This is a genomic window from Nonomuraea soli, from assembly GCF_013761175.1.
Classification (GTDB): domain Bacteria; phylum Actinomycetota; class Actinomycetes; order Streptosporangiales; family Streptosporangiaceae; genus Nonomuraea; species Nonomuraea soli.
This window is the reverse complement of the sequence record NZ_JACDUR010000001.1, coordinates 205,261-228,761: the sequence shown is the minus strand read 5'-3', so window position 1 is coordinate 228,761 and position 23,501 is coordinate 205,261. Positions and strand designations below refer to the sequence as shown.

The following is a 23,501-nucleotide window of genomic DNA, read 5'->3' as shown; positions in this document are numbered from 1 at the left end:
GGCCGTGGTGCGTCAGCGGGAGAGCACGCCGTCGACCCGCTGCGGGACGCCCAGCGGGTTGGAGTCCTGCAGCTCCTGCGGGAGCAGCTCGGCGGGCCAGTCCTGATAGGCGGTCGGTGCCAGCCAGCGGGCGATCGCGGTGGCGCCGACGGAGGTGAAGGTGGTGGTCGCCGAGGGCCACGGCCCGCCGTGGTGCATGGCCCAGGTGACGGCGACGCCGGTGGGCCAGCCGTTCCACACCAGCCGCCCCGCCGTGCGGGCCAGCACCTCGACCAGAGGCGCGGCCTCGGCCGGGTCGGTGGCGTGGACGGTGGCGGTGAGCGAGCCCTCCAGGCGCGCGAGCACGCCGGGCAGGTCGGAGACGTCGCGGTAGGTGACGACGATGGACGACGGCCCGAAGCACTCCTCGGCGACCGCGGGCAACTGCGCGGCGAAGCTGTCGAGGTCGGTGGTGAAGAGCCTGGGCTCCACGGCCCAGGCGCCCTCGCCCGCCTGGCCGGTGGCCAGCAGGGTCAGCGACGACAACCGCTCGACGCCGCTGGTGTACCCGTCGCGGATCCGGGAGGAGAGCATGGGCGTGCCCGTGGAGGCCGAGACGGCCTCGGCGAACTCCTTCACCACGTCCTCGGGGGCGAACACGAGGCCGGGGTTGGTGCAGAACTGCCCGGAACCGAGCGTCAGCGACGCGGCGAACCCCTGGGCCAGGCCCTCACGCCGGGCCGAGGGCAGCACGACCACCGGGTTGACGCTGCCGAGCTCGCCGAAGAACGGGATGGGCTCGGGCCGCTCGTCGATGAGCGCCTGGATGGCCTTGCCGCCGGGCACCGAGCCGGTGAAGCCGACCGCGGAGACCGAGGGGTGCTGGACCAGCCACGCACCCGACTCCATGCCCTGGACCAGGCCGAGCAGGTCGGCCGACGGGAGCGCGGAGCGGATCACCGAGGCGGTCAGCTCCGAGGTGCCGGGGTGGCCGGGGTGGGCCTTGACGACCACCGGGCATCCGGCGGCCAGCGCGGAGGCCACGTCGCCTCCTGCCACGGAGAAGGCGAAGGGGAAGTTGGAGGCGGCGAAGACGCCGACCACGCCCGGCAGCGGGCGCAGCATGCGCCGCACGTCGGGCTTGGGCGGGGTGAGCGAGGTGTCCGCGTGGTCGATGATCGCCTCGGCGTATCCCCCGTCGCGGATGACCTGGGCGAAGAAGCGGAACTGCCCGGCGGAGCGGCCGATCTCGCCGCGCAGCCGTACCTCTCCGAGCGCGGTCTCGCGGTCGGCCAGCGGCCAGAGCTCCTCGGCGCGCGCGGTCAGGGCGTCGGCGACCGCTTCGAGCACGCGGGCACGCTCCTCGGCCGGGGCTCCGCGCCAGGCCCGCCCCGCCTCCAGAGCGGCGGCGACCGCCGCGTCCACCCCGGCGCGGTCGGTCTCGGGGAGTTCAAGGCCGGTGGGCTGGCCGGTGCGGGGGTCGAATCCCTGAATCATCCGAAAAGCACCTCTCAGTGAAATGTCATATAGCTCAAGTCTATATGTCTAGAAATATGATATCTGTTCACATATATGGACGGAGTTTAGAGTGAAGATTAGCGAAATCCGGGTCACCCCCGTCGCCTTCCGCGATCCGCCGCTCCTCAACGCCGCCGGCGTGCACGAACCGTGGGCGCTGCGCACGATCGTCGAGGTGATCACCGACGAGGGGCTGTCCGGCCTGGGCGAGACCTACGGCGACCTCGACCACCTCCAGAAGGTGCGCCAGTGCGCGCAGGCACTGGTCGGCGTGGACGTGCACCACACCAACGAGATCTACCGGCGCATCGACACGCTCGTCGGCGACGTGGTCAGCGACCTGCACGGGCTGACCGGCGTGGCCACCAAGGAGAAGAGCGTCGACCGGGTGTTCGCCACCTTCGAGGTGGCCTGCCTGGACATCCGCGGCAAGGCGGCGGGCGTGCCCGTCGTCGACCTGCTCGGCGGCCGGGTACGCGACGCCGTGCCGTACAGCGCCTATCTGTTCTACAAGTGGGCCGGGCACCCGGGCGAGCCAGACGACCGGTTCGGCGCGGCGCTCGACCCCGAGGGCATCGTCGAGCAGGCCCGGTTCCTGATCGACCGCTACGGCTTCCAGTCGATCAAGCTCAAGGGCGGCGTCTACGAGCCCGCCCAGGAGGTCGCCGCCATCCGCGCGCTCGCCGAGGCCTTCCCCGGCGTCCCGCTGCGCCTCGACCCGAACGCCTCCTGGACCGTGGAGACCTCGATCTGGGTCGGCAAGGAACTCGACGGGATCCTGCAGTATCTGGAGGACCCGGCCGTCGACATCCCGAGCATGGCCGCCGTCGCCGCGAACGTGCCGATGAAACTGGCCACCAACATGTGCGTCGTGACTCCCGCGCACCTGCCGCCCGCCCTGGAGCAGGGAGCCATCGGCGTGCTGCTCCTCGACCACCACTACTGGGGCGGCCTGACCAGGTCGGCGCAGGTCGCGGCACTCTGCGGCACCTTCGGCCTGGAGCTGTCGATGCACTCCAACTCCCACCTGGGCATCAGCCTGGCCGCCATGACCCACCTGGCCGCCGCCACGCCGAACCTCACGCACGCCTGCGACACGCATACACCCTGGCAGGACGGGCAGGACGTGGTCGCGCCGGGCGCGCTGCGCTTCGCCGACGGCGCCGTACCCGTTCCCGACGGGCCCGGACTCGGCGTCGAACTGGACCGCGACGCCCTGGCCCGCATGCACGAGCAGTACCTCGCCTGCGGGATCACCTCCCGCGACGACACCGGCTACATGCAGCGGTTCGAGCCCGCATTCTCGACCAGGAGGCCGCGCTGGTGAACATCGCCTACGTCTACCCGTGGGACGTCGTCGGCGACCCCTCGGCCGCCGCCCGCATCGCCTCGCTCGGCGTCGAGGCGGTCGCGCTGGCAGCCTCCTACCACTCGGCCCGCGTCGTCACGCCCCACCACCCCGCCCATCGGGTGCTGGAGGCGACGCACTCCGCCTTCTACCTGCCCGTACGGCCCAGCGCCTGGGGCCGCCTGGTGCCCGCTTCCCCCGGCTGGACCACGGCCGACTCCTGGCTGCGGGCGCGTGACGCGCTGGGCGAGGCCGGGCTCAAGGTGCTCGCCTGGACCGTGCTCACGCACAACTCCTGGCTCGGCTCCCGCAACCCGGACCTGGTCGTGCGCAACGCCTTCCACGGCCCCTACCCGCACGCGCTCTGCCCCGCCCACGACGACGTGCTCGACTACTGCCAGCGCCTGGTCCGCGAGATCGTGACCGCCGGCGAGCCCGACGGGATCGTCCTGGAGGCGTGCGGCCCGATGGGCTACGGCCACCAGAGCCCGCACGAGAAGACCGCGGGCGCCGACTGGACCGGCGTACACCAGGACCTGCTGTCGTTGTGCTTCTGCGCCGCCTGCGCGGACCGCTACCCCGCCGGCACCCTGGAGGCCGTCCGCGCCGCCGTGGACGGCTCCCCCACCTCCATGGCCGACGCGCTCGGCGACCTGCACGACCAGGTGCGCGACGTCAGGGTCGCCCTGTCGGCAGGCCTGCGCGAGCGCGTGCTGCCCGCCTGCGGCGAGCTGCCGATCACCCTGCACGCCAACCCCGACCCGTGGGCGACCGGCGCCTTCGCCGCGCTGCCCGCCGGCGACCCGCGGGCGCACGTGCTGGTCGGCAGCTGCTGGGGCGATCCGGTGACCGACGCCGGCCGCCTCGGCGCGCTCGGCGCCCTGGCCGCCGAGGGACAGCGGGTCGGCGCCTACGTTCTCGCCCTGCCGCCCCGGCCCGCCGACCCCGGTGTGCTCGCCGAGCACCTGCGGATCTACGGCAAGGCGGGGGCGCAGGAGTTCCACCTCTACCACGCCGGCCTGGCCTCCCCTGCCCGGCTCGACGCCCTGCGGGAGGCCCTGGCCCGGCAGTGAGATGTCAGGTGACCATCGCCAGCCAGGGCTCGTGCGCGCCGCCGAACGGGCCCTGGCGCTCCTTCACCGCCGTCATCAGCATGCGGGCGGTCTCCTCGGCCTGCGCGATCAGCTCCTCCGGGTACTTCATGACCCGCTGGTGCTCCTCGAACTCGTCCACGTCGTCCAGGTAGACCTCGCCCTCGACCGGCCTGATCACGTCGAGATCCAGATCCGCCATGGTCACCGTGTCGCCGTCCCACACCGGCACCGTCGTCACGTCGACGTAGACCTCGCAGTCGTGCGGCATGGCGTTGAACAGCGCCACCCAGCCCTCATCGCGCGGGAAGAGCATCACGAACGCCTGCTTCCACACGACCGGCGGCCCGTCGCCCTTGTGCCCGACCGTGCCCGCCACGGCCCCCATCCAGACCCCGTACTCGTCCTCACCCAGCCTGCGGCTCGGGTGGTGCCAGTGCAGGGTCCCGTCGTACTTGGTGAACACCACTCTCATTTCGGCGAAACTATCACCAACCCGCTCTCGTAGGCCGCGATCACCAGCTGGGCCCGATCGCGGGCGCGCAGCTTGGCCAGCAGGCGGCCGATGTGCGTCTTCACCGTCGCCAGACTCAGATGCAGATGCGCGGCGATCTCCGCATTGGCCAGGCCGCGGGCGACGAGCAGCAGCACCTCGCGCTCCCGCTCCGTGACACCCTCCAGGCTCACGCTCGGGGTCCTGCCGCGCACGTACTCCTCGATCAGGCGGCGGGTGACCGTCGGGGCCAGCAGCGACTCGCCGGCCGCGACCGTCCTGATGCCCGCGAGCAGGTCGGCCGGAGGGGTGTCCTTCAGCAGGAAACCCGAGGCCCCCGCGCGCAGGCCGTCGTAGACGTGGGCGTCGAGGTCGAACATGGTGACGATCAGGACCCTGGCGGCGCCCGCGATCCGGCGGGTGGCCTCGATGCCGTCCATGCGCGGCATGCGCACGTCCATGAGGACCACGTCGGGGCGCTCGCGCAAGGTCACCTCGACGGCCTCGAACCCCGTCGCCGCCTCGCCGACGACGGCCAGGTCGGGCTCGGACTCCACCAGGGCGCGGAAACTGCCTCTGAGCAGGGCCTGGTCGTCAGCCACCACGACGCGGATCATGGGTGGGCTCCATGCGGGTAGGGCAGGGTCGCCAGGACCCGGAAGCCGCCTTCGGGGCGCGGGCCGGCCTCGAACGCTCCGCCGTACATCGCCACCCGCTCCCGCATCCCGATCAGCCCGTGACCCTCGCCCGCGGCCACCTGCCGTAGCGTGCTCGTACTCGTGCTCGGGCTCGTGCTCGTGCTCGTGCTCGTGCCGGTGCCCGGGGCCGCCTGCCGTGCGGTGCCCGTGCCCGCCTGCCGTGCGGTGCCCGCGCCGTGGCCCGTAGCGGGCTGTCGTTTGCCGGGCGGCCCCTCGTCGGTCACCTCGATGCGCAGCGCGCCGCCCTCGTCGGCGACCACCACCCGGCACGCCGCTCCCCGCGCGTGCTTGGCGGCGTTCGTCAGCGCCTCCTGCACGATCCGGTAGCAGGCCAGCCCGGCCCCCTCCGGCACCTCCCCCGCGACGGCGAGCTCCAGCACACCCCCGTTGCGCTCCACCAACTCCCCCAAGCCCGAAATGCCGGGCATCGGGTGCCGCGACGGCTCCGCCCGCAGCACCCCCAGCAACAACCGCATCTCGTTCAGCGAACCCCGGCTCGTCGTCTCGATCACCGCCAGCGCCTCCCGCGCCTGCTCCGGACGCCGGTCGAGCACATGGTTGGCCACCCCCGCCTTGACGGCGATCAACCCCATGCTGTGCGTGACCACGTCGTGCAGCTCCCGGGCGATCCGCAACCGCTCGTCGGCCACGGCCTGCTCGGCGGCCCGCGCCGCGTCGCGGGCCGCGTACGTGCGGCGCTCGTGCACCGCCCGCCCCACACTCCACGCCCCCGCCAGCGCGGCCAGCCCGAACATGATGTCCACCGCCGTCCGCGCGCTTCCCCCTTCCGGCACCGCTCCGGCCACGGCCAGGAAGGCCAGCAACCCCACGCCGACCGCCGACACCGTCACCGTGGACGCCCAGCGGCTCTCCCCTCCCGTGGAGGCGACGGCGTAGAGCGCGTAGGCCGGGGCGAGATAGGCGTAACCGACGGCCCCCATCGCGACGGCCACCACCGCCACCGCCAGGACCAGCCAGAACACCGTCCGCGGCCACACCCGGCGCACCGCCAGCGGCAGGGCCAGCAGCGCGCCCAGCACCGGCCGGTCCGTCGCGGGCAGGAACGCCATCGTCAGCACCACGGCCACCAGCAAGTCCAGTCCTACCAGCTGGGTACGGCTCAGCCGCCTGGCGAAGAAGGGGCGCACCTCGGTCATGCCGACGACGCTAGCCGCTGCCACCCCGAGCCGCGTCAACCCCAGGTCTGACCTGGAACGCCCAGCCACCGCCGCCTCAACCCCTGGTCTGACCTGGAACGCCCGGCCACCGCTGCCTCAACCCCTGGTCTGACCCCCGGGCGTGAGATCGGCCCCCGGTCTGACGACCCGCCCCCACCTCGCGGGAGAGCGTGAACCCCGTGATCGACGTCAAACACCTGACCAAGACCTACGCGAGCACCACCGCCGTCGACGACCTGTCCTTCCGCGTCGAGCCAGGACAGGTCACCGGCTTCCTCGGACCCAACGGAGCGGGCAAGTCCACGACGATGCGCCTCATCCTCGGCCTGGCCACACCGACCAGCGGCCAGGCCCTGGTCAACGGCCGTCCCTACCGCGAGGCGCCCGAGCCGATGCGCGAGGTGGGCGCCCTCCTGGACGCCACCGCCGTGCACCCGGGCCGCAGCGCCTACAACCATCTGCTGGCCCTGGCCGCCACGCACGGCATCGGCGAGATCCGCGTCGCCGAAGTCCTGGCGCAGGTCGGGCTCACCCCGGTCGCCAGGAAGCGGGTCGGCGGATTCTCCCTCGGCATGCAGCAACGCCTCGGCATCGCCGGAGCGCTGCTCGGCGACCCGGCGGTGCTGATGTTCGACGAGCCGGTCAACGGCCTCGACCCCGACGGGGTGCGGTGGATCCGCCACCTCATGCGCGGGCTGGCCGCGGAAGGCCGCACCATCCTGCTGTCGAGCCACCTCATGAGCGAGATGGCCCTCACCGCCGACCATCTGGTCATCATCGGCCGCGGCAGGCTCGTCGCCGACACTCCCCTCTCCGACCTGACCAGCGCCTACCCCTCGCTGGAGGAGGCGTACCTGCAGCTGACGGGCTCCAGCGTGGAGTACCGATGAGAGCCGAATGGATCAAGCTCAGGAGCACCGCCTCCACCCACTACGCCGTCGGCACGGCCGCCCTCGTCCTCGTGCTGGGCGTCGCCTGGACCCTCTACGTCGACTCCATCTGGCACGAGCGCGGCCTGCGTTCCGCCGCTGCCGCCGAGGAGGGCTTCCTGCCGGTGGTGCAACTGGCCGTGGCCGTCATCGGCGTCCTGGCCGCGACCGGGGAGTACGCCACCGGCCTCATCCGCCAGACGCTCACCGTCACCCCGCGCCGCAGCCGCCTGCTCCTCGACAAGGCCGCCGTCGTGGCCCTCACGGCCTTCGCCGTCAGCGCCGCCGTCCTGCTGGCCACCGCCTCGGCCGCGCGCCTGGTCGGCGACTACCCCATGGCCGAGCTCGACGTCGCGCAACTCCTCGCCCACGCCCTCGCCGCCACCGTCCTGTCCCTGGCCGGGCTCGGCCTCGGCGTCGTCACCCGATCCACCGCGGGCGCCGTGTCGGGGGTGGTGGCGCTGCTGTTCGTCGTCCCCGGCATCGTCAACCTGCTGCCGACGCCATGGAGCACCCGGATCGGGGCGTTCCTGCTGCCCAACCTCGTGCCGCAGGCCTTCCTGCCGGAGCGGGCCGGGCTCGAACCGCTCGCCGCGATCGGGCTCCTGCTCCTCTACGCCGCCGTCCCGCTGGCCGCCGCCTGGGCCGTGTTCACCAGGAGAGACGTATGACACCGCACACCCTGCGAGCGGAGTGGATCAAACTGCGCTCGCTCCGCTCCACCTGGCTCGTCCTGGCCGTCTCGCTCGGCTCCATCCTCATGGCGGCGGGGCTGGCGCTCATGGCCAACGGCATGTACGACGCCGCCCCCGCCTCCCGGCGCGACGCCGCGCAGCTGACCGAGCTCGAAGACGTCGTGATCATCGTGCCGCAGCTGTGCCTGGGCATCCTCGGCGTGCTCGCCGCCGTCAAGGACATTCCGGCCAGCTACCTCGCCGTCCCCCGCCGCTGGCCCGTGCTCGCGGGCAAGACGGCCGGCATCGCCGCGATCGGCCTGATCGTCGGGCAGGCCGCGATGTTCGGCTCCGCCCTGGTGACGCGCCTCGTCGTCGGCGATCGATTCCACCTCGAACCGCTGGCCGACCGGGTGCCGCTGCTGGTGGTGTCGGGGCTGTCGGTGGTAGTGCTCGGCCTGCTCGGCCTCGGGCTCGGCACCCTGCTGCGGTCGGTCGCGGCATGCGTGGCGCTCCTGGCGGGGGTGTTGTACGTGTTTCCGATCATCTCCTTCAACGTGCCGGGGGTGGCGGGCGAGTGGGGGCGGTCGGTGATGATCGGCGGGCTGCCGCGGCTCATCGTGGGGGCGGACCTGACCAACACGGTGTACGGCACGCGCCTGTCGGCATCAGGCGCCGCCGCGGTGTTGGCGGCGTACGCGGTGGTGCCAGTGCTCGCGGGAGTCTGGGCGTTGCGCCGCCGTGACCTCTGACACCCGGCCAGGCAGCGATCACCCTCGCCCCGGCCACACCTCAGACCTGTGTCCTGCCGTCCCTCTGGCCTGCGCCCCCAGATCCGCGACGCGCCGTCCCCCTCTCACAACCCGCCGAGCGATCCGCGTGTTGCGCCGCCCTCCGCGCCTCAGATCCGCGACCGCCATCCCCTTCCCTTGCCCAGGACCCGCCTCAGACCCGCGACCCGCCGTACTCTTCCGTGCCCCCGACACAGGCCGGGGCGGCGACCCCCCGAATCCCGGCATCCAGCCAGGCTCCCGGGGGCTCGCCGCCCCGCCGTACGTCACGCAGGCGCGTCAGACCTCGACCACCACCGGGATGATCATCGGCCGCCGCCGATAGGTGTCGCTCACCCAGCGCCCCACCGTGCGGCGCACCACCTGTCGGATCTGCTGCATGTCGACCACCCCGTCGGCGGCCCGGTCCTGCAGCGCCTTCTCGATCTGCGGGATGATGTCCTCGAACGCCGTCGGATCGATGCCCGACCCGCGCGCGTGGATCTCCGGCCCCGCGGTCACCTTGCCGGTGGTGGAGTCGACCACCACCACGACCGAGACGAACCCCTCGTCGCCGAGGATGCGCCGGTCCTTCAGCGACACGTCGGTGATCTCACCCACGCTGCTGCCGTCGACGTAGACGTAGCCCGCCTGAACCGCGCCCGTGATCTTGGCCTGCCCGTCGACGAGGTCGACGACCACGCCGTCCTCGGCGATGACGATGTTGTCGTCGGGCACTCCGGTGAGCGCGGCGAGCTTGGCGTGGGCGCGCAGGTGGCGCCACTCGCCGTGCACCGGCATGAAGTTGGACGGCCGCACCAGGTTGAGGACGTACAGCAGCTCACCGGCGGCGGCATGCCCTGAGACGTGCACCTTGGCGTTGCCCTTGTGCACGACGCGGGCGCCCCACCTGGTCAGCCCGTTGATGACCTTGTTGACCGCGGTCTCGTTGCCGGGCACCAGGCTCGACGCGAGCAGCACGGTGTCGCCCTCGGCCACCCGGATCGGGTGGTCGCGGTTGGCCATGCGCGACAGCGCCGCCATCGGCTCGCCCTGCGACCCGGTGCAGATCAGCACCACGTCCTCCGGCGGCCAGCCCTCGATCTCGCGCCCGTCGACGATCAGGTCCGGCGGCACGTGGAGGTAGCCCAGGTCGCGGGCCACACCCATGTTGCGCACCATCGACCGGCCGATCAGCGCGACCTTGCGGCCATGCCTGGCGGCGGCGTCCATCACCTGCTGCACGCGGTGCACGTGGGAGGCGAAGCTGGCCACGATCACGCGCTTGGACGAGGTGCGGATGACCTCGTCGATGACCGGCCCGATCTCGCGCTCGCTGGTGACGAAGCCCGGCACCTCGGCGTTGGTCGAGTCGGACATCAGCAGGTCGACGCCCTCGCTGCCGAGCCGGGCGAATCCGCCCAGGTCGGTCAGCCGCCCGTCGCTGGGCAGCTGGTCCATGCGGAAGTCGCCGGTGTGCAGCACGATGCCCGCCGGTGTGCGGATGGCCACCGCCACGGCGTCGGGAATCGAGTGGTTGACCGCGAAGAACTCTAGGTCGAACGGCCCGAAGGTGTGCCTCTCCCCCTCGACGACCTGATGCTTCACCGGCTGGATGCGGTGCTCGGTGAGCTTGGCCTCGATGAAGGCCAGCGTCAGCCTCGACCCGACGAGCGGGATGTCGCGCCGCTCACGCAGGAGGTACGGCACGGCCCCGATGTGGTCTTCGTGGGCGTGCGTCAGCACGATCGCCTCGACGTCGTCGAGCCGATCTCTGATGTAGTCGAAGTCGGGCAAAATCAGGTCGACCCCGGGCTGTTCGGGATCGGGGAACAACACACCGCAGTCGACGATCAGCAGGCGGCCGTCGTACTCGAAGACGGCCATGTTCCTGCCGATCTCCCCCAGGCCGCCGAGCGCGATGATGCGCAGCCCGCCCTGCGGCAGCGGCGGTGGCGAGCCCAGTTCAGGATGCGGGTGACTCATGCATGTCCTTTCCTCCCCGTCTGCTGACACGAGACGCGCTCGTCTGACCGCCTTCCGGACGAGTCACCGGCTCGTCGCTGGACAGGTAGTCGTGTGACCACGTTTCGCGCCAGTCCTTACACGTCTGTCAACTTCACTCCGCCGGCCACCAGGCATGCCCGCAGCTCGGCGATCTGCGCTTCGTCGGCGGCCACCAAGGGGAGTCTGTGCCCGCCCACGGGCTGGCCAACCAGCTTGAGTGCCGCCTTGACCATGATCGCTCCACCGGCTCGATTCATGATCCCATCGATGACCGGAATCAGCTGCTGATGCGTCGCGCGCGCCTCGTCGGCACGTCCCGCGCCGTGATCGGCGATCATCCTGGCCAGTTCCGCTCCGACCACGTGGCCGACGACGCTGACGAATCCGGCTCCGCCGTACGCGAGCCAGGCCAGGTTGAGCGCGTCGTCGCCGGAGTAGAAGACCAGGTCGGTGGCGAGCATCACCTGCGAGCCGGCGAACAGGTCGCCCTTGGCGTCCTTGACCGCCACGATGCGCTCGTGCTGCGCCAGCCTGATCAGCGTGGTCGTCGCGATCGGGACGCCACTGCGGCCCGGAATGTCATAGAGCATCACGGGCAGGCCCGTGGCGTCGGCAACGGCGGTGAAATGCTGGTAGAGCCCCTCCTGCGGGGGCTTGTTGTAATACGGCGTCACCACGAGCAGGCCGTGGGCACCGGCCCGCTCGGCGGACCTGGCCAGCTCCACACTGTGATGGGTGTCGTTGGTGCCGGCGCCCGCGACCACCGTCGCCCGATCGCCGACCGCCTCGACCACCGCTTTCAGCAACCGCTCCTTCTCCGCGTCGCTCGTGGTCGGCGACTCACCGGTGGTTCCGCTCACGATCAGGCCGTCGTTGCGCTGGACATCGACCAGGTAGGCAGCCAGCGACTGGGCGCGGTCGTAGTCGACGGCGCCGTCGGCGGTGAACGGGGTGACCATGGCGGTCAGCATGCGGCCGAAGGGGGCTCCGGTGGAACGAGAAGGCGATGCCATAGAGCGAACGGTACCCGGATTCGCAAAACGCTTGGACCCCGGCACCCCTCATCTGTGGAAAACCTCAACCCCGTCCACGAACCAGGTAGGGGTGCCCCATTGGGAAGAGGCCGCCGATATGTGCTCGGGGGTACACACATCGACGACCTCTACCGGACAATCGGTGGTCCTTACGGGGGTGTTACAGAGATTCGCGGAGAATTTTTCACCTGCCCAAAGTTGGCACTCCATCTCCGCTCGATGACGGTAGGTTACCTGCCGAATACGGCAACATGGGGCCCAATGCCCTAACAGGGCCTCCACTACAAGGACGGTCTCGTGGCCACCTCCGATCCGGTCTACCTGCGCGTCGTCGAGGACATTCGACGACAGATCAACGACGGTTCACTCCCTCCTGGCGCGCCCATCCCCTCGCGGGCGCAGTTGACCCGTAAATACCAAGTCGGCGAGACAGCCGCCCGGCACGCCCTCCGTGTCCTGGCGAACGAAGGCCTCATCGTGGGTCGCGTCGGCTCCGGTCACTACGTGAGGGAACGTCCCGACCTCATCCCCCTCCACCGATGGCGACATCTTGAACACTCCTCCCCCTTTGCCGCGGACCTGCAGAGCCAGGGCCGCCGTGTCACCCTCGACAGGCACAGCGAGCAGTCGGAAGCCGGGCCTGCGATCGCCCAGCGCCTCCGCCTCGACGAGGCCGCCCCGGTGGCGAAAACGCACTACATCTACCGCGACGACGGCAAGGCCCTCCAACTCGCCACCTCCTACGAGCCTCTTGAGCTGGCCTCCGACGACGACAGGCGCAGCCTGATCGCCCGGATGTACGCTCACGGCATCAAGATCACCGAGATCGTGGAGCGCGTCCACACCCGCGTCCCCCAGCCCAGCGAGAGCGACGCCCTCGACCTGCCGGCGGGGGTCCACGTGCTTCACGTCGAACGCACCCACTGGGCCGGCGACCGGCCCGTCGAGACGAGCGACATCGTCATCCCCGGTGATCGTTTCCAGGTGGTCTACAGCCTGCCCGTCTGACGCACCTCGGCCCGCCTTCGCACCGGGGCGGGCCGGTGTCGGGGAACGGCATCGCAGCTTCCTCCGGAGGCCCTCCCATCAGGGACCCCTCCACCTCCGGAGGATCCCCGCCCTCCGGCCCTTCGCACGCTCCGGACGATCCCCACCCTCCCCGCCCCTCCCGCACGCTCCGGACGATCTCCACCCTCCAACCTTCCGCGCGCTCCGGAAGATCGCCCCTCCCGGCCCCTCTGCACGCTTCGGAAGATCCCCCGTCCTTCGCACCCTTCCGGAAGATCCTCATCCCCGCCCTCCGCGCGGCCGACGCCCGAGGATTGTCAGCCCCCGCTGGTACAACCATCCCGGTGCCCAACCGGAGGTGTACTGATGCGCGTCAAAGACCTGCCCGCCACCGAACGCCCCCGCGAACGCCTGCTCTCGCGCGGCCCCTCGGCCCTGGCCGACCGCGAACTCCTCGCCATCCTCCTCGGCTCCGGCTTCCACGGCACCAGCGCCGTCGACCTGGCCGCCCAGGTGATCTCCCACTGCGGCGACCTCACCTCCCTGTCCCGCTCGGAAGCCCACCGCCTGCTGGCCGTACCCGGCATCGGCCCCGCCAAGGCCGCCCGCGTCGCCGCGGCCTTCGATCTCGTACGGCGAGCAGCGGCACAACCCTCACGCACCCGCATCACCAGCAGCTCAGACCTGGCCTCGGTAGCCGCTCCCCTGCTCCGCGGCCACTCCCGCGAACGCCTGGCGGTCATCGTCTGCGACGCCAGAGGCGCTGTGCTCCGCCGTACCGTTCTCACGGAGGGCGGCACCGACCACACCCTCGTCCCCGTCCGGGAGGTCATCACCTCGGTGCTCACCTCGGGCGGCGCGTCGTTCGGCATCGCCCACAACCACCCCAGCGGCTCCCTCACCCCAAGCCCTGCCGACCTCGCGGCGACGGATCACCTGTCCTTGGCTGCGGAAACCGTCGGCCTGCGCTTCCTCGACCACCTGATCGTCACCGACACCGCCTGGCGCCGCATCCCCACGGCAAGGTCCTCGCCAGCCGGCGCCTCCGGCGCGGACGAGCTCGGGCCGTGACACTGTGGCCCCGCCCCAGGCCCCGCACGAGGGCCTCCGCCCCCGGCCCACCCGTGACGCGCTTCCTGGGTCACTCGCTTGGATCCCACCCGAATCTGCGGTGCTCGCCTCCGGCTCGCGCGCGCTCCATAGGCGCGGCTTCGCCGCGCACACCATGGTCGGGCGCCTCGTGATCGCCGTTCCCAAGAGCACGGCCACGATGGGGCTTGCTCCTCATGGCTTCGGAACAGGAACTACCGAAGCACGGGAGCGGTCCAGCGCCTCCCCGGACAGGCGCCGGACCGCTACGACCCCGCTGCCAGCATTCTTGCTGCGCCAAGACCCGGCTCATCGGGGTGGCCATCAGATCGCCCACCGCAGTCAAGGCACCCCGCGGTCCAGAGGACTGCCGCACGATCCGCCCAGCGTCGACGAACGGTCGGCATTGGCTGCACGAAGGGCCCGATTCTCGTGACTGCGAAGGGGATGATCATCGGGCCCTCCTACCAGCAACCCGCTCCAGCAACACCCATGGACGTCACCACACGTGAACCATGGATGCTTGCCAAAGCAGGGTCCTCAGGAGACGCGACCGCGCCATCCTGGGTTCATCTGCGCGAGGGGAGGGCCTCGCGCAGTTCTGACGCGGCTCCGCGGCTCCCCTCTCCTCCGCGGAGCCGCTACCCAGCCGCCGTGCGAGGTCAGACACACGAGCGACCGGGAGCTGATGTTCTCCAACCTGCAACGATCAAGCAGAAGCCCTGCGGCACAGCGCCAGGCAACACGGGCACGCCGACCGGCGGCGACGCGTCATCCACCACCGCCATCGCCTCATGCGCCTCATGGCGATCACGTCTCGCCCTGCAGCATGCGGGCCCATAGGGGGCCTATCTTCGAGGCGATCTCCCGTCCGGATTCTTCGACCACCGTTTGTCCGTTTCCAGGCCGTATTCGTCGGATGAACTGCAGCCCTCCCGCCTCGCACAGCTCGTAGATCACCACTCCGCAACTACAGCTGTGATCGCGGACGCGCAGGCGATCCGTTCGGGGCACGGCCGGATACCAGATGCCCGGATCGAAGACCACGTGCCTGCCGACGCAGTGGGGGGAGCGCATGCCGCAAGCTTACGTCTAGTTGTATCTCCTTGACTAGTCACTTCCATTAGAACGCTTAAATAGGCGTATCTATTTGCCCAATAACATCCCGGTTCGCCTATCTTGCGGGTGTGCTCGACTACGACGGCGACCAGCATCTTTACCTGCAGGTCGCAGAGATCATCCGCAATCGCATCGCCGACCTCGCGCCAGGTTCGCGCGTTCCCAGCGAGAGCGAGATCCAGCATGAGTTCGGCGTCGCACGGACCACAGCCCGTCGAGCCATTCACGTTCTTCGCGAGGAGGGCCACATCTACACGGTCCAGGGCGAAGGAACCTTCGTAGGGACTGCCACCGACGCACCGAGAGCCCCTCGACAGACTCCCATGTTCCAGCAGATCGCCGACGACATCGTTCAGAAGATCCGCTCGGGCGAGTTCCCGCCCAAGCGGCGGATCCCGACCGAGTCGGCCCTGGTCAGCAGGTACGGCGTGGCGCGGGAGACTGCACGCCGGGGCATCGCTCTCCTGCGCGAGCAAGGGTGGATCTACACCGTCCCGCAGCGAGGGAGCTTCGTCGCGCCGCCCGAGTCGTGGCCGGAAAACCGCTAGACCCCGCGGCGAGAATGATCACATGGACTACGACCATCTGATCTCCGAAGCGCTGGCGACCCCCTTCGAAGGCTGGGACTTCGACGTCTTCAAGGACCGCTATGAAGAGCACACCGACCGCCTCCCCTGGAACTACGAGCACCTCGTGCGCGACCGCATGGCCGCCGTCTCCTCCATGCTCGACATGGGCACCGGCGGCGGGGAGTTCCTGGCCGCTCTGGCGCCGCTGCCGGCCAGGACGGCGGCCACCGAGGGGTATGCGCCGAACGTGCCCGTCGCCAGGGCCCGGCTGGAGCCGCTGGGGGTCGAGGTGGTGGAGGTGGGTGAGGACGAGGTGCTCGCCTTCGCGGACGAGGCGTTCGAGCTGGTGATCAACCGGCACGAGTCGTTCGATCCTGGCGAGGTGTATCGGGTGTTGAAGCCTGGTGGCGTGTTCGTCACGCAGCAGGTCGGTGGGCGGGATCTGGAGGAGGTGAATCTGGCGCTGGGTGGGCCCCGGCATGAGGTGTACGAGTGGGACCTGGCGTCGGCGGCCGGGGGGTTGGTGGAGGCGGGGTTCGAGGTTACGTGGCAGGAGGAGCGGGCCTCGGAGGCGGTGTTCCGGGATGTGGGGGCGCTGGTGTTGTTCCTGCGCATCGCTGACTGGCAGGTGCCGGGGTTCTCGGTGGAGGGGTATGACGAGCGGCTGCGGCGGGTGCATGAAGGGATGCCGTTGCGGGCGACCGCGTGGCGGTTCGCATTGACTGCACGGAAGAGATGACCGCGCGGAAGAGATGACCGCGCGGGGGGACCTGAGAAGGCACGCCAACCGTGTGCGCCTGCCGTACCCCTCACGAAGGGCTCAGAGCTCGATGGCCCCCACCGTCTCCCCGAACAGCACCTCGCCCGTGGGCCGGAACCCGAGCCGCAGGTAGAAGCCCTCCGGCCCGCCCTCCCCCTGCTCCCACAGCACGGTCGCCCGCGCGTTCCCCCGCTTGCGCGCCTCCTCCAGGAACGCGTCGACCGCGAACCGCCCGTACCCCTTGCCCTGGGCGTCGCCGGCGACGTTGAGGCGCCAGATCCCGCACCTGAAGGCCTCGATCTCGTGGCCGGGGTCGAAGTTGCCCATGATGAACGCCACCGCCCGCTCCCCGTCGTACACGAGCCGCGGCCAGGCGGTCTCCCTGGACGCGTACGCCTCGGCGAGGGAGTTGAGCACCGGGGCGACGAATCGTTCCTGCTGGGGTGCGACCTTCACGTTCACGGCGTCCGGCAGGTTCTCGGGAGTGATCTCTTCGAGGCGGAGCATGAGAGCAAACCTAAACGAAAAGGGCGCCCCCGGCGGCAGCCGGGAACGCCCCAAGGGGAGAAACGTGTGTCAGTAGAGCAGGCGCGTACGCGTGCGGGCGAACTTGTCGGCCTGGGCGATGCTGTCGGTGCTGACGCCGTAGTCGCCTCCGCCCCAGTAGTGGTCGGCGATGACCGACGAGAGGCGGCGCGGCCAGACCTTGACGGTCATGGAGAAGCGCTTCCACTTCTCGGGCCGGGTGATGATGCAGTAGGCGTTGTAGTCGCGCCCCTCCCTGCGTACGCCGCACTTGGCGTTGGGGGCGCGGCGGGTGATGCGGATCTTGGAGACGTTGCCCCGGTTGATGTCGGTGTACAGGACCAGCACCTGGCCCTCGAACACGTAGGACTTCCACACGGTGTAGGTGTAGCTGATCGGCTGGTACGCGCTCTGCCTGGTCGGATAGTTGACCTTCACCCGAGCGGTGTCCAGGGAGGCGCCTCCAACCTTGAGGACCGGTGCCACTGCTGCTGTGACCGTGGGGGCGCTGAACGCGGCGGACGCGACCGGCGCCGCGGTGACGCCTGCGGTGGCACCGGCGGCGACGCCGGTGGTGGCGCTTGCCGCGGCCGGTGCGAGGGTCAGGGCGAGGAAGAAGCTGCCGGTCACGGCGGTGACGCGCGTGAGACGGTGTGCCATCGGAACTCCATTCGATGCGGTTGCGGATCATCCACCCACATCGGACTTGCAGCCCGGTTGCATGTCGTCTAAGACGCCTGGCAGATGACCGCCCGGCAGCCTATCGTCCGCATAAATCCGGATATGTCGTAACGCCAGAATCGGCTACAGAGGAACCGCAGAGGAGCCAAAGAGGAGCCGCAGAGGAACCCCGATCCTCAGAACACCGGGATGATGTCCTCCGGATCGATCACGTCCACCTCGACCCCGTCCAGATCCAGCTCGGGAATCGCCGGAAACGCGATCCCCCACCTCTCCACGATCGTCCGCACCCGGGCCATCGCCACCCGCCAGTTCTCCGCCTGCTCCTCGTACGACAACACCCCGAGCCCGCCCTCACGCGCGTGGTTCATGAGCACCCGGTGGTTGTCCAGGAAGTACGGCGGCAGCTCCCAGAACCCGCCGGGCGGCTCGCAGAGGATCATCGACAGGAACACGAACCCCGCCCGCAGCTGCCGGGTGATCAGCGAGCGCACGTCGTCGGTCAGCCCCGGCCATTCGTTCTCCAGGATCGTCATGCAGATCTGCAGATGCCTGGACTCGTCCCGCCCGATCCTGTGGAACATCTCCGAGAACACCGGATGCGACGTCCCCGACGCCATCCCCCTGAACAGCGTCGAAGCGGCCATCTCCCCCATCATGAAGCTGGTGAACAGCACCGGCAGGCTGTACCTGCCGACGGCGGCGTTGTACCCGTGCCAGTACCGCCCGCCGTTGTGGTAGAGCCATCCGACGTTGTTGTGCGCCGCCCTCTCCAGGTCGTCGCCGGGCGTCCAGTTCAGCGGCCCGCCCGGCCACAACCGGGCGATCGTGCGCTGGCAGCACTCCTCGTGGTTCATCTCGTCGCGTGTGATGGAGAAGAAGCACTTGCGGACCGGATCCTCCTCGTGTTTCTCGAAGGCCTGGATCGTCGCGCGGGCGAAGACCGCCGGCCCCGACGCGTCGAAGTTGGCCAGCACCGAGAACCAGTACATGATCCCCAGCCGCTGCTCACGGCTGAAGTCCTCGGCGCGCAGCCCGTCCCATGGCAGGTCGGCGGGGTTCCACACCTGCCGTTTGGACTTCTCGTAGATCTGCGCCAGCTTCTCGGTCTCGACCCGCCACTCCATCGGGTAGATGTTCGGCTGCGGCACCTCGGGCGCGGGCCAGAAGCCGCCGTCGGGCACATTGAGGTCTGCCATACCGGCCCCCTGCCCCCGTCTGAGCGGTTCAATTGCGGCTGCGCTGCGTGACGGCGACGCACACCAGGACGGCCAGCGCTCCCGCCACCGTCTCCAGCCCGAACTCCTCCCCCATGAGCGACCACGCCCACACCAGCGTGAGCAGCGGCTGGGTCAGCTGGGTCTGCCCCGCCCTGGCGATCCCGCCCATGGCCAGTCCCTTGTACCAGGGCACGAAGCCCAGGAACATCGAGATCGCCCCCACATAGGCGAACCCGGCGACAGCCGTCCAGCTGAACGTGATCTCCGTCGTGGCCGCCAGGGCGGCCGTCACGGGCGCGGTGACGGGCAACGACAGGACGAGCGTGTAGGAGATCACCCTCCATCCCGGCTCGTTCCTGGTCAGGCGCGCCCCCTCGGTGTAGCCGATGGCGGCCGACAGCAGCGCCCCGACCAGAAGCAGGTCGGGCCAGGTCAGACTGCCGCCGCCCTGCGCGACGGTGAAGACCGTGATCGCCGCCGCTCCGGCCGCGCACGCCGCCCAGAACAACGGCTTGGGCCGCTCTCCGGCGCGCAGGACCGCGAAGGCGGCCGTCGCGGCGGGCAGCAGGCCGATGACGACCGCCGAGTGGGAGGTGCTCGCGCCCAGGTGCAGCGCGAGCCCGCTGAACACCGGGAAGCCGAAGACCACCCCGGCGGAGATCAGGGCGTAGGACGGCCACAGGGCCCGCGGCGGCATCAGCGGGAGGCGCGCCGCCTTGAGGCACACCGCCGCGATCACTCCGGCCAGGAGCGCTCGCCCGATGGCCACCAGCCAGGGGTCGAAGCCCTCCATGGCGAACACGGTCGCGGGGAAGGACCCGGAGAAGGCCAGCACACCGAGAAAGGCCAGGACGGTGCCACGCCGCTCCGCACCGGCCGCAGAGCCAGCAGGTCCAGCAGGTCCAGCCATCCTCGCGCCCACGGCGTCGAGCTCGTCACTCCGGATGGCCAGCGGAACCGCTACTGTCCAGGCATCAGTAGCGCTATCATCATTCTTCATGAACGACGATAGCAGTATCGCCCAGCTGGCCGCGATACTGCGGGCGGAGGCCGCCGCCCTCGCCCCCGGCGACCGCCTGCCCTCCAGCCGGGAGCTGATCAGACGCCACAACGTCAGCCCCGTGACCGTGTCACGCGCGATCGGCAGGCTCGCCGCCGAGGGCAGGGTGGTCACCAGGCCGGGCAGCGGCGCCTACGTGGCCCACCCGGTCACCAGGACGACCGAGAGCGCCGACCTCTCCTGGCAGACCGTCGCCCTCGGCGACAGAGTCGTGGACGAATCGGGCGTCGCCGCACTCCTCACCCCGCCTCCTGACGGGGTGATCCCCCTCACCGGCGGCTACCTCAACCCCCGCATCAGACCCGACAAGCACCTCGCCCAGGCGGCGGCGCGTGCCGTACGCCGGCCCGACGCCTGGGCGATGCCGCCGCTCACCGGCCTGGCGGAGCTGCGCCGGTGGTTCGCCGACCAGGCAGGCGGCGAGGTGACGGCGGCGGACGTGCTGGTGGTGAGCGGCGGCCAGGCCGCCCTGACGCACGCGTTCAGGTCGCTGGCCGCGCCGGGCACCCCGCTGCTGATGGAGACGCCGACCTACCCCGGCGCCCTGGCCGCGGCGAAGGCGGCGGGCCTGCGGGCGACGGCGGTGCCGACCGACACAGAAGGGGTGCGCCCCGACCTGCTGGCCGAGGCGTTCGCGCTGACGGGGGCGCGGGTCTTCTACTGCCAGCCGACCCTGCACAACCCGACGGGCGCGACGCTGACCGCCGATCGCCGGCGCCAGGTGCTCGACATCGCCCGCGCCAACGGCGCGTTCGTCATCGAGGACGACTACGCCCGCTATCTCACTCCGCACGCGCCCGCGCCCATGGTGTCGATGGACCACCACGGGACCGTCGTCCACATCAACTCGCTGACCAAGGTGCTCTCGCCGAGCCTGCGCCTGGCCGCGGTGATCGCCCGCGGCCCCGCCGGACGGCGGCTGCGCTCCAGCCAGCTCGTGGAGTCGTTCTTCGTCGCCCGCCCGCTGCAGGAGACGGCCCTGGAGTTCGTCACGTCGGCCGCCTGGCCCAGGCACCTCAAAGCCGTGCACACCGACCTGATCCAGCGCCGCGACACGCTGGCCGCCGCGATCGCCGCCCGCCTCACCGGCGTGGAACCGCACCTGCTGCCCATCGGCGGCCACCACCTGTGGGTACGGCTGCCGCCGGAGACCGACGAGGGCGCCCTGGTCGAAGAGGCCAGGAGGTGCGGCGTGCTGGTGAGCCCGGGCAGGATCTACTACCCGGCCGAGCCGCCCGGCCCCCGCCTCAGGCTCAGCCACAACCAGGCCGCCCACGCCGCCGAGCTCTCCGAAGGCGTCGACCGCCTGGCCCGGGCCCTGGCCCGCACTCAGGCGCTGGCGAACACCTCGTAGTGCTCGACGGTGCGTTCCCGGTCGATCAGGAAGTCGTCGTCCTCGTCGTAGAAGACCGCGACCGAGGGATCCTCCCCCGCGAAGGCGCGCACCGCCTCCATCGACTCCCAGTAGGAGAGCAGGAAGAACTCCGCCCGGCCGTCGACCTCGCGACGGGTGAAGTGCACCCCCAGATTCCCCGGCGTGCTGGTGTACCCGGCGAACCCGGTCTTCATCAGGTAGGTCTCGTAGGCCGGCGCGTCCTCGGGACGGGTCCAGCCTCTCCACGTACGCACGATCACAGCAACCTCCGAACGTCCTACAGTGGTGACATGGTGGCACTCATCCGGGATTTCCTGAACACCTACACGGTGGACTCGGAGGCGGAAGAGCTGTCGTCTCCCGCCGAGCTGTCCGTGTGGTTGCGCGAGCGCTCCCTGATCGGCGACGGCGATCGGGCCACCGAGGAGGACCTGGCTCTCGCGGTCACGCTCAGGGAGAGCCTGCGCGCGATCCTGCACGGCCAGGACCGGCGGCTCCCGGAACTCCCGCTGAGGGTGGACACGCCCGGGACGCTCGTCCCGATCGCCCAGGGCGTGCAGGGGGGACTGGCCAGGATCGCCGCCGCCACGATGCGGCCGGGGTGGGAGAGGCTGAAGGTGTGCGCGGAGCACACATGTCAATGGGCTTTCATCGACGCTTCGAAGAACAGATCGCGAGCCTGGTGTGACATGAGAGTGTGCGGTAATCGCACGAAAACCCGCGCCTACCGGGCTAGGAAGGCGGGTTCGCGTCAACGGGAGGGCCCAATGACCGATACGGTGTAACACGTGCGCGGGAGATCCTCCGGTTCGCGCGCACGACGGCAGGCGAAGGAGCGGGCCGAGATGGCAGACGTAGGCGTCCGGGCGGCCCGGCGCGAGGATGTGCTCCAGGTGGCGAACACTCAGATTCGCGCCTGGCGTTACGGTTATCGGGACTTCCTGCCCGAGGGGCCGTTGGAGCAGATGACCGGCCCGGCGGCCGAGAAGATGTGGCTGCGCCAGTGGGACGAGGCGATCGTCTCGCCGCCCAGCGCACGTCATCGGGTGCTGGTGGCCGTCGAGACCATCCTCGACACCGAGGGCTTTCCCGCACTCGGGCTCGGCGGCGCGCAGGCGCCCGCCACGCCGCGCGGCGGCGAGAAGGTGGTCGGCCTGGCCTCCCACGCTCCCGCGGAGGACCCCGACCTCGACCCGACCCGGGTGGCCGAGATGCTCACCCTGCTGGTCGACCCCGACTTCGTCCGGCGCGGCCACGGCAGCCGCCTGCTCAACGCCACCGTCGACTACCTTCGCGAAGACGGCTACCAGAGGGTCGTGACCTGGGCCTTCGCCGAAAACTACGCGGTGCTCGGCTTTCTCGAGTCGGCAGGCTGGGGCGAGGACATGGCCGAGCGCGTGCTCGACATGGGCCGCCCGGTGCGCATGCTCAGGCTCACCACCGATATCAGCTGACCCATGGCGACACTGAGTCAATGGGTGGCCGGCGCACGCCCTCGTACCCTTCCCAGCGCCGTCGTCCCCGTCGCGGTCGGCACCGGCCTGGCCGTCCCTGACGTCGATCCGCTCCGCGCGCTGCTCGCCCTGCTCGTGGCCCTGCTGCTGCAGATCGGGGTCAACTACGCCAACGACTACAGCGACGGCATCCGCGGCACCGACGACGAGCGGGTCGGCCCGCTGCGCCTGGTCGGTTCCAAGCTCGCCACCCCCGGGCAGGTGCTCACCGCCGCGCTGGCCTGCTTCGCCGTGGCCGCGGTCGCGGGCCTGGTGCTGGTGCTCCTCACGCAGGCGTGGTGGATCCTCGCCGTGGGCGCCGCCGCCATCGCCGCCGCCTGGTTCTACACCGGCGGCCGGACCCCGTACGGCTACCGCGCGCTGGGCGAGCTGGCGGTGTTCGTCTTCTTCGGCGTGGTGCCGGTCGTCGGCACGGCCTACGTGCAGACCGAGCAGCTGTCGTGGCTCGCCCTGATCGCGTCGATCCCGGTCGGCCTGCTGTCGTGCGCGATGCTGGTCGTCAACAACCTGCGCGACATCCCCACCGACACCGCCTCGGGCAAGCGCACGCTGGCCGTGGTCCTCGGTGACCGGCGCACCCGCACGCTGTACACCCTGTGCATCGGCCTCGCCTTCCTGGTCTCGCTCGGCCTCGGCTTCGTCCGCCCCCTGACGGTCCTCACGATCGGCGCGCTGCCGCTGGCCATCCCGGCCATCCACGCGGTCCTCCACCACGCCCGGGGCCGCGACCTGATCAAGGTCCTGCAGCAGACCGGCAAGCTCCAGCTGCTCTTCGGCGCCCTGTTCACGATCGGCCTCGCGATCACCTTGTAGACGGATACAACCGCCCCGCCCGCAGCTCGTAGATCCGGATAACCGCCCT

The 23,501-nt window shown here is 70.5% G+C and carries 24 protein-coding genes; 13 read left to right on the top strand and 11 right to left on the bottom strand.

Annotated features, from left to right (window positions below):
• Positions 1 to 12: 12 nt before the first annotated feature.
• Positions 13 to 1,476: an aldehyde dehydrogenase (NADP(+)) gene (locus HNR30_RS01155; RefSeq protein WP_181607388.1), complete on the bottom strand. Its 1,464-nt coding sequence runs from the start codon at positions 1,474 to 1,476 to the stop codon at positions 13 to 15.
• Positions 1,477 to 1,567: 91 nt separating this feature from the next.
• Here HNR30_RS01155 and HNR30_RS01150 point away from each other — a divergent pair, with 91 nt between their 5' ends.
• On the top strand, positions 1,568 to 2,824 hold the full coding sequence (locus tag HNR30_RS01150) for a glucarate dehydratase family protein (RefSeq protein WP_181607386.1): 1,257 nt from the start codon (positions 1,568 to 1,570) through the stop codon (positions 2,822 to 2,824).
• A complete protein-coding gene (locus HNR30_RS01145) occupies positions 2,821 to 3,918 on the top strand; it encodes a glycoside hydrolase family protein (RefSeq protein WP_181607384.1) in 1,098 nt (365 codons plus the stop codon). The genes HNR30_RS01150 and HNR30_RS01145 overlap by 4 nt, the downstream gene beginning before the upstream one ends.
• A 4-nt stretch (positions 3,919 to 3,922) precedes the next feature.
• Here HNR30_RS01145 and HNR30_RS01140 read toward each other — a convergent pair whose 3' ends face one another.
• Genes HNR30_RS01140 through HNR30_RS01130 form a run of 3 tightly spaced genes read right to left on the bottom strand, consistent with a single transcriptional unit; the run spans position 3,923 to position 6,284 of the window.
• On the bottom strand, positions 3,923 to 4,411 hold the full coding sequence (locus tag HNR30_RS01140; RefSeq protein ID WP_181607382.1) for a DUF402 domain-containing protein: 489 nt from the start codon (positions 4,409 to 4,411) through the stop codon (positions 3,923 to 3,925).
• Positions 4,408 to 5,046: a response regulator gene (locus HNR30_RS01135; protein ID WP_181607380.1), complete on the bottom strand. Its 639-nt coding sequence runs from the start codon at positions 5,044 to 5,046 to the stop codon at positions 4,408 to 4,410. Before HNR30_RS01135 ends, HNR30_RS01140 begins: the two co-directional genes overlap by 4 nt.
• Complete coding sequence (locus HNR30_RS01130) at positions 5,043 to 6,284, bottom strand: sensor histidine kinase (RefSeq protein WP_181607377.1); 1,242 nt, start codon at positions 6,282 to 6,284, stop codon at positions 5,043 to 5,045. The genes HNR30_RS01135 and HNR30_RS01130 overlap by 4 nt, the downstream gene beginning before the upstream one ends.
• Positions 6,285 to 6,484: 200 nt before the next feature.
• Between HNR30_RS01130 and HNR30_RS01125 the strand changes: the two genes are divergently transcribed.
• From HNR30_RS01125 to HNR30_RS01115, 3 genes are read left to right on the top strand one after another with little or no spacing between them, the layout of a single operon-like run.
• Positions 6,485 to 7,195, top strand: coding sequence for an ABC transporter ATP-binding protein (locus tag HNR30_RS01125; RefSeq protein ID WP_181607374.1), 711 nt, complete (start codon positions 6,485 to 6,487; stop codon positions 7,193 to 7,195).
• Entirely contained in the window at positions 7,192 to 7,905 is a 714-nt protein-coding gene (locus tag HNR30_RS01120; protein WP_181607371.1) for an ABC transporter permease, read from the top strand. Before HNR30_RS01125 ends, HNR30_RS01120 begins: the two co-directional genes overlap by 4 nt.
• Positions 7,902 to 8,660 carry a hypothetical protein gene (locus HNR30_RS01115; protein ID WP_181607369.1) on the top strand — a complete coding sequence of 253 codons (759 nt, stop codon included), beginning with the start codon at positions 7,902 to 7,904 and terminating at the stop codon, positions 8,658 to 8,660. The genes HNR30_RS01120 and HNR30_RS01115 overlap by 4 nt, the downstream gene beginning before the upstream one ends.
• A 318-nt stretch (positions 8,661 to 8,978) precedes the next feature.
• On the opposite strand, the gene HNR30_RS01110 is transcribed toward HNR30_RS01115, so the two are convergent.
• The gene (locus HNR30_RS01110; protein ID WP_181607365.1) at positions 8,979 to 10,664 is read right to left on the bottom strand and encodes a ribonuclease J; all 1,686 of its coding nucleotides are present in this window, start codon (positions 10,662 to 10,664) and stop codon (positions 8,979 to 8,981) included.
• Between the two features lie 116 nt (positions 10,665 to 10,780).
• Positions 10,781 to 11,698, bottom strand: coding sequence for a 4-hydroxy-tetrahydrodipicolinate synthase (gene dapA / locus HNR30_RS01105; protein WP_181607363.1), 918 nt, complete (start codon positions 11,696 to 11,698; stop codon positions 10,781 to 10,783).
• Between the two features lie 318 nt (positions 11,699 to 12,016).
• Here dapA and HNR30_RS01100 point away from each other — a divergent pair, with 318 nt between their 5' ends.
• From HNR30_RS01100 to HNR30_RS01085, 4 genes are all read left to right on the top strand, one after another.
• Positions 12,017 to 12,727 carry a GntR family transcriptional regulator gene (locus HNR30_RS01100; RefSeq protein WP_181607360.1) on the top strand — a complete coding sequence of 237 codons (711 nt, stop codon included), beginning with the start codon at positions 12,017 to 12,019 and terminating at the stop codon, positions 12,725 to 12,727.
• A 366-nt stretch (positions 12,728 to 13,093) separates the two neighbouring features.
• Positions 13,094 to 13,798, top strand: a complete 705-nt coding sequence (locus tag HNR30_RS01095) for a JAB domain-containing protein (protein ID WP_181607358.1) — start codon at positions 13,094 to 13,096, stop codon at positions 13,796 to 13,798.
• A 1,205-nt stretch (positions 13,799 to 15,003) separates the two neighbouring features.
• Positions 15,004 to 15,483 carry a GntR family transcriptional regulator gene (locus HNR30_RS01090; protein WP_181607355.1) on the top strand — a complete coding sequence of 160 codons (480 nt, stop codon included), beginning with the start codon at positions 15,004 to 15,006 and terminating at the stop codon, positions 15,481 to 15,483.
• Positions 15,484 to 15,505: 22 nt separating this feature from the next.
• Positions 15,506 to 16,243 carry a methyltransferase domain-containing protein gene (locus HNR30_RS01085; RefSeq protein ID WP_181607353.1) on the top strand — a complete coding sequence of 246 codons (738 nt, stop codon included), beginning with the start codon at positions 15,506 to 15,508 and terminating at the stop codon, positions 16,241 to 16,243.
• An 81-nt stretch (positions 16,244 to 16,324) separates the two neighbouring features.
• On the opposite strand, the gene HNR30_RS01080 is transcribed toward HNR30_RS01085, so the two are convergent.
• From HNR30_RS01080 to HNR30_RS01065, 4 genes are all read right to left on the bottom strand, one after another.
• Positions 16,325 to 16,771 carry a GNAT family N-acetyltransferase gene (locus HNR30_RS01080; RefSeq protein WP_181607351.1) on the bottom strand — a complete coding sequence of 149 codons (447 nt, stop codon included), beginning with the start codon at positions 16,769 to 16,771 and terminating at the stop codon, positions 16,325 to 16,327.
• A 69-nt stretch (positions 16,772 to 16,840) separates the two neighbouring features.
• The gene (locus HNR30_RS01075; protein WP_181607348.1) at positions 16,841 to 17,449 is read right to left on the bottom strand and encodes a hypothetical protein; all 609 of its coding nucleotides are present in this window, start codon (positions 17,447 to 17,449) and stop codon (positions 16,841 to 16,843) included.
• Positions 17,450 to 17,646: 197 nt separating this feature from the next.
• Positions 17,647 to 18,669: a hypothetical protein gene (locus HNR30_RS01070; protein WP_181607346.1), complete on the bottom strand. Its 1,023-nt coding sequence runs from the start codon at positions 18,667 to 18,669 to the stop codon at positions 17,647 to 17,649.
• A 28-nt stretch (positions 18,670 to 18,697) separates the two neighbouring features.
• Positions 18,698 to 19,600, bottom strand: a complete 903-nt coding sequence (locus HNR30_RS01065; protein WP_220133131.1) for a DMT family transporter — start codon at positions 19,598 to 19,600, stop codon at positions 18,698 to 18,700.
• Between the two features lie 88 nt (positions 19,601 to 19,688).
• On the opposite strand from HNR30_RS01065, the gene HNR30_RS01060 reads away from it, so the two are divergent.
• Positions 19,689 to 21,104 (top strand): aminotransferase-like domain-containing protein, encoded by a 1,416-nt coding sequence (locus HNR30_RS01060; protein WP_181607339.1) that lies wholly within the window; start codon positions 19,689 to 19,691, stop codon positions 21,102 to 21,104.
• On the opposite strand, the gene HNR30_RS01055 is transcribed toward HNR30_RS01060, so the two are convergent.
• A complete protein-coding gene (locus HNR30_RS01055; protein WP_181607335.1) occupies positions 21,080 to 21,385 on the bottom strand; it encodes an antibiotic biosynthesis monooxygenase family protein in 306 nt (101 codons plus the stop codon). The genes HNR30_RS01060 and HNR30_RS01055 overlap by 25 nt on opposite strands.
• A 30-nt stretch (positions 21,386 to 21,415) precedes the next feature.
• On the opposite strand from HNR30_RS01055, the gene HNR30_RS01050 reads away from it, so the two are divergent.
• The 3 genes from HNR30_RS01050 to HNR30_RS01040 are packed head-to-tail and all read left to right on the top strand — an operon-like array spanning position 21,416 to position 23,452.
• On the top strand, positions 21,416 to 21,910 hold the full coding sequence (locus tag HNR30_RS01050) for a CGNR zinc finger domain-containing protein (protein WP_181607332.1): 495 nt from the start codon (positions 21,416 to 21,418) through the stop codon (positions 21,908 to 21,910).
• A 60-nt stretch (positions 21,911 to 21,970) separates the two neighbouring features.
• Positions 21,971 to 22,579, top strand: a complete 609-nt coding sequence (locus HNR30_RS01045) for a GNAT family N-acetyltransferase (RefSeq protein WP_181607330.1) — start codon at positions 21,971 to 21,973, stop codon at positions 22,577 to 22,579.
• Between the two features lie 3 nt (positions 22,580 to 22,582).
• A complete protein-coding gene (locus HNR30_RS01040) occupies positions 22,583 to 23,452 on the top strand; it encodes a 1,4-dihydroxy-2-naphthoate polyprenyltransferase (protein WP_181607326.1) in 870 nt (289 codons plus the stop codon).
• Positions 23,453 to 23,501 lie beyond the last annotated feature (49 nt).

Excerpts from the sequence above, each read along its gene's own strand:
- HNR30_RS01155 (WP_181607388.1), bottom strand. The coding sequence starts at position 1,476 with ATGATTCAGGGATTCGACCCCCGCACCGGCCAGCCCACCGGCCTTGAA.
- HNR30_RS01140 (WP_181607382.1), bottom strand. The coding sequence starts at position 4,411 with ATGAGAGTGGTGTTCACCAAGTACGACGGGACCCTGCACTGGCACCAC.
- HNR30_RS01135 (WP_181607380.1), bottom strand. The coding sequence starts at position 5,046 with ATGATCCGCGTCGTGGTGGCTGACGACCAGGCCCTGCTCAGAGGCAGT.
- HNR30_RS01130 (WP_181607377.1), bottom strand. The coding sequence starts at position 6,284 with ATGACCGAGGTGCGCCCCTTCTTCGCCAGGCGGCTGAGCCGTACCCAG.
- HNR30_RS01120 (WP_181607371.1), top strand. The coding sequence starts at position 7,192 with ATGAGAGCCGAATGGATCAAGCTCAGGAGCACCGCCTCCACCCACTAC.
- HNR30_RS01115 (WP_181607369.1), top strand. The coding sequence starts at position 7,902 with ATGACACCGCACACCCTGCGAGCGGAGTGGATCAAACTGCGCTCGCTC.
- HNR30_RS01110 (WP_181607365.1), bottom strand. The coding sequence starts at position 10,664 with ATGAGTCACCCGCATCCTGAACTGGGCTCGCCACCGCCGCTGCCGCAG.
- dapA (WP_181607363.1), bottom strand. The coding sequence starts at position 11,698 with ATGGCATCGCCTTCTCGTTCCACCGGAGCCCCCTTCGGCCGCATGCTG.
- HNR30_RS01095 (WP_181607358.1), top strand. The coding sequence starts at position 13,094 with ATGCGCGTCAAAGACCTGCCCGCCACCGAACGCCCCCGCGAACGCCTG.
- HNR30_RS01085 (WP_181607353.1), top strand. The coding sequence starts at position 15,506 with ATGGACTACGACCATCTGATCTCCGAAGCGCTGGCGACCCCCTTCGAA.
- HNR30_RS01080 (WP_181607351.1), bottom strand. The coding sequence starts at position 16,771 with ATGCTCCGCCTCGAAGAGATCACTCCCGAGAACCTGCCGGACGCCGTG.
- HNR30_RS01075 (WP_181607348.1), bottom strand. The coding sequence starts at position 17,449 with ATGGCACACCGTCTCACGCGCGTCACCGCCGTGACCGGCAGCTTCTTC.
- HNR30_RS01070 (WP_181607346.1), bottom strand. The coding sequence starts at position 18,669 with ATGGCAGACCTCAATGTGCCCGACGGCGGCTTCTGGCCCGCGCCCGAG.
- HNR30_RS01065 (WP_220133131.1), bottom strand. The coding sequence starts at position 19,600 with ATGGCTGGACCTGCTGGACCTGCTGGCTCTGCGGCCGGTGCGGAGCGG.
- HNR30_RS01060 (WP_181607339.1), top strand. The coding sequence starts at position 19,689 with ATGAACGACGATAGCAGTATCGCCCAGCTGGCCGCGATACTGCGGGCG.
- HNR30_RS01050 (WP_181607332.1), top strand. The coding sequence starts at position 21,416 with ATGGTGGCACTCATCCGGGATTTCCTGAACACCTACACGGTGGACTCG.
- HNR30_RS01045 (WP_181607330.1), top strand. The coding sequence starts at position 21,971 with ATGGCAGACGTAGGCGTCCGGGCGGCCCGGCGCGAGGATGTGCTCCAG.
- HNR30_RS01040 (WP_181607326.1), top strand. The coding sequence starts at position 22,583 with ATGGCGACACTGAGTCAATGGGTGGCCGGCGCACGCCCTCGTACCCTT.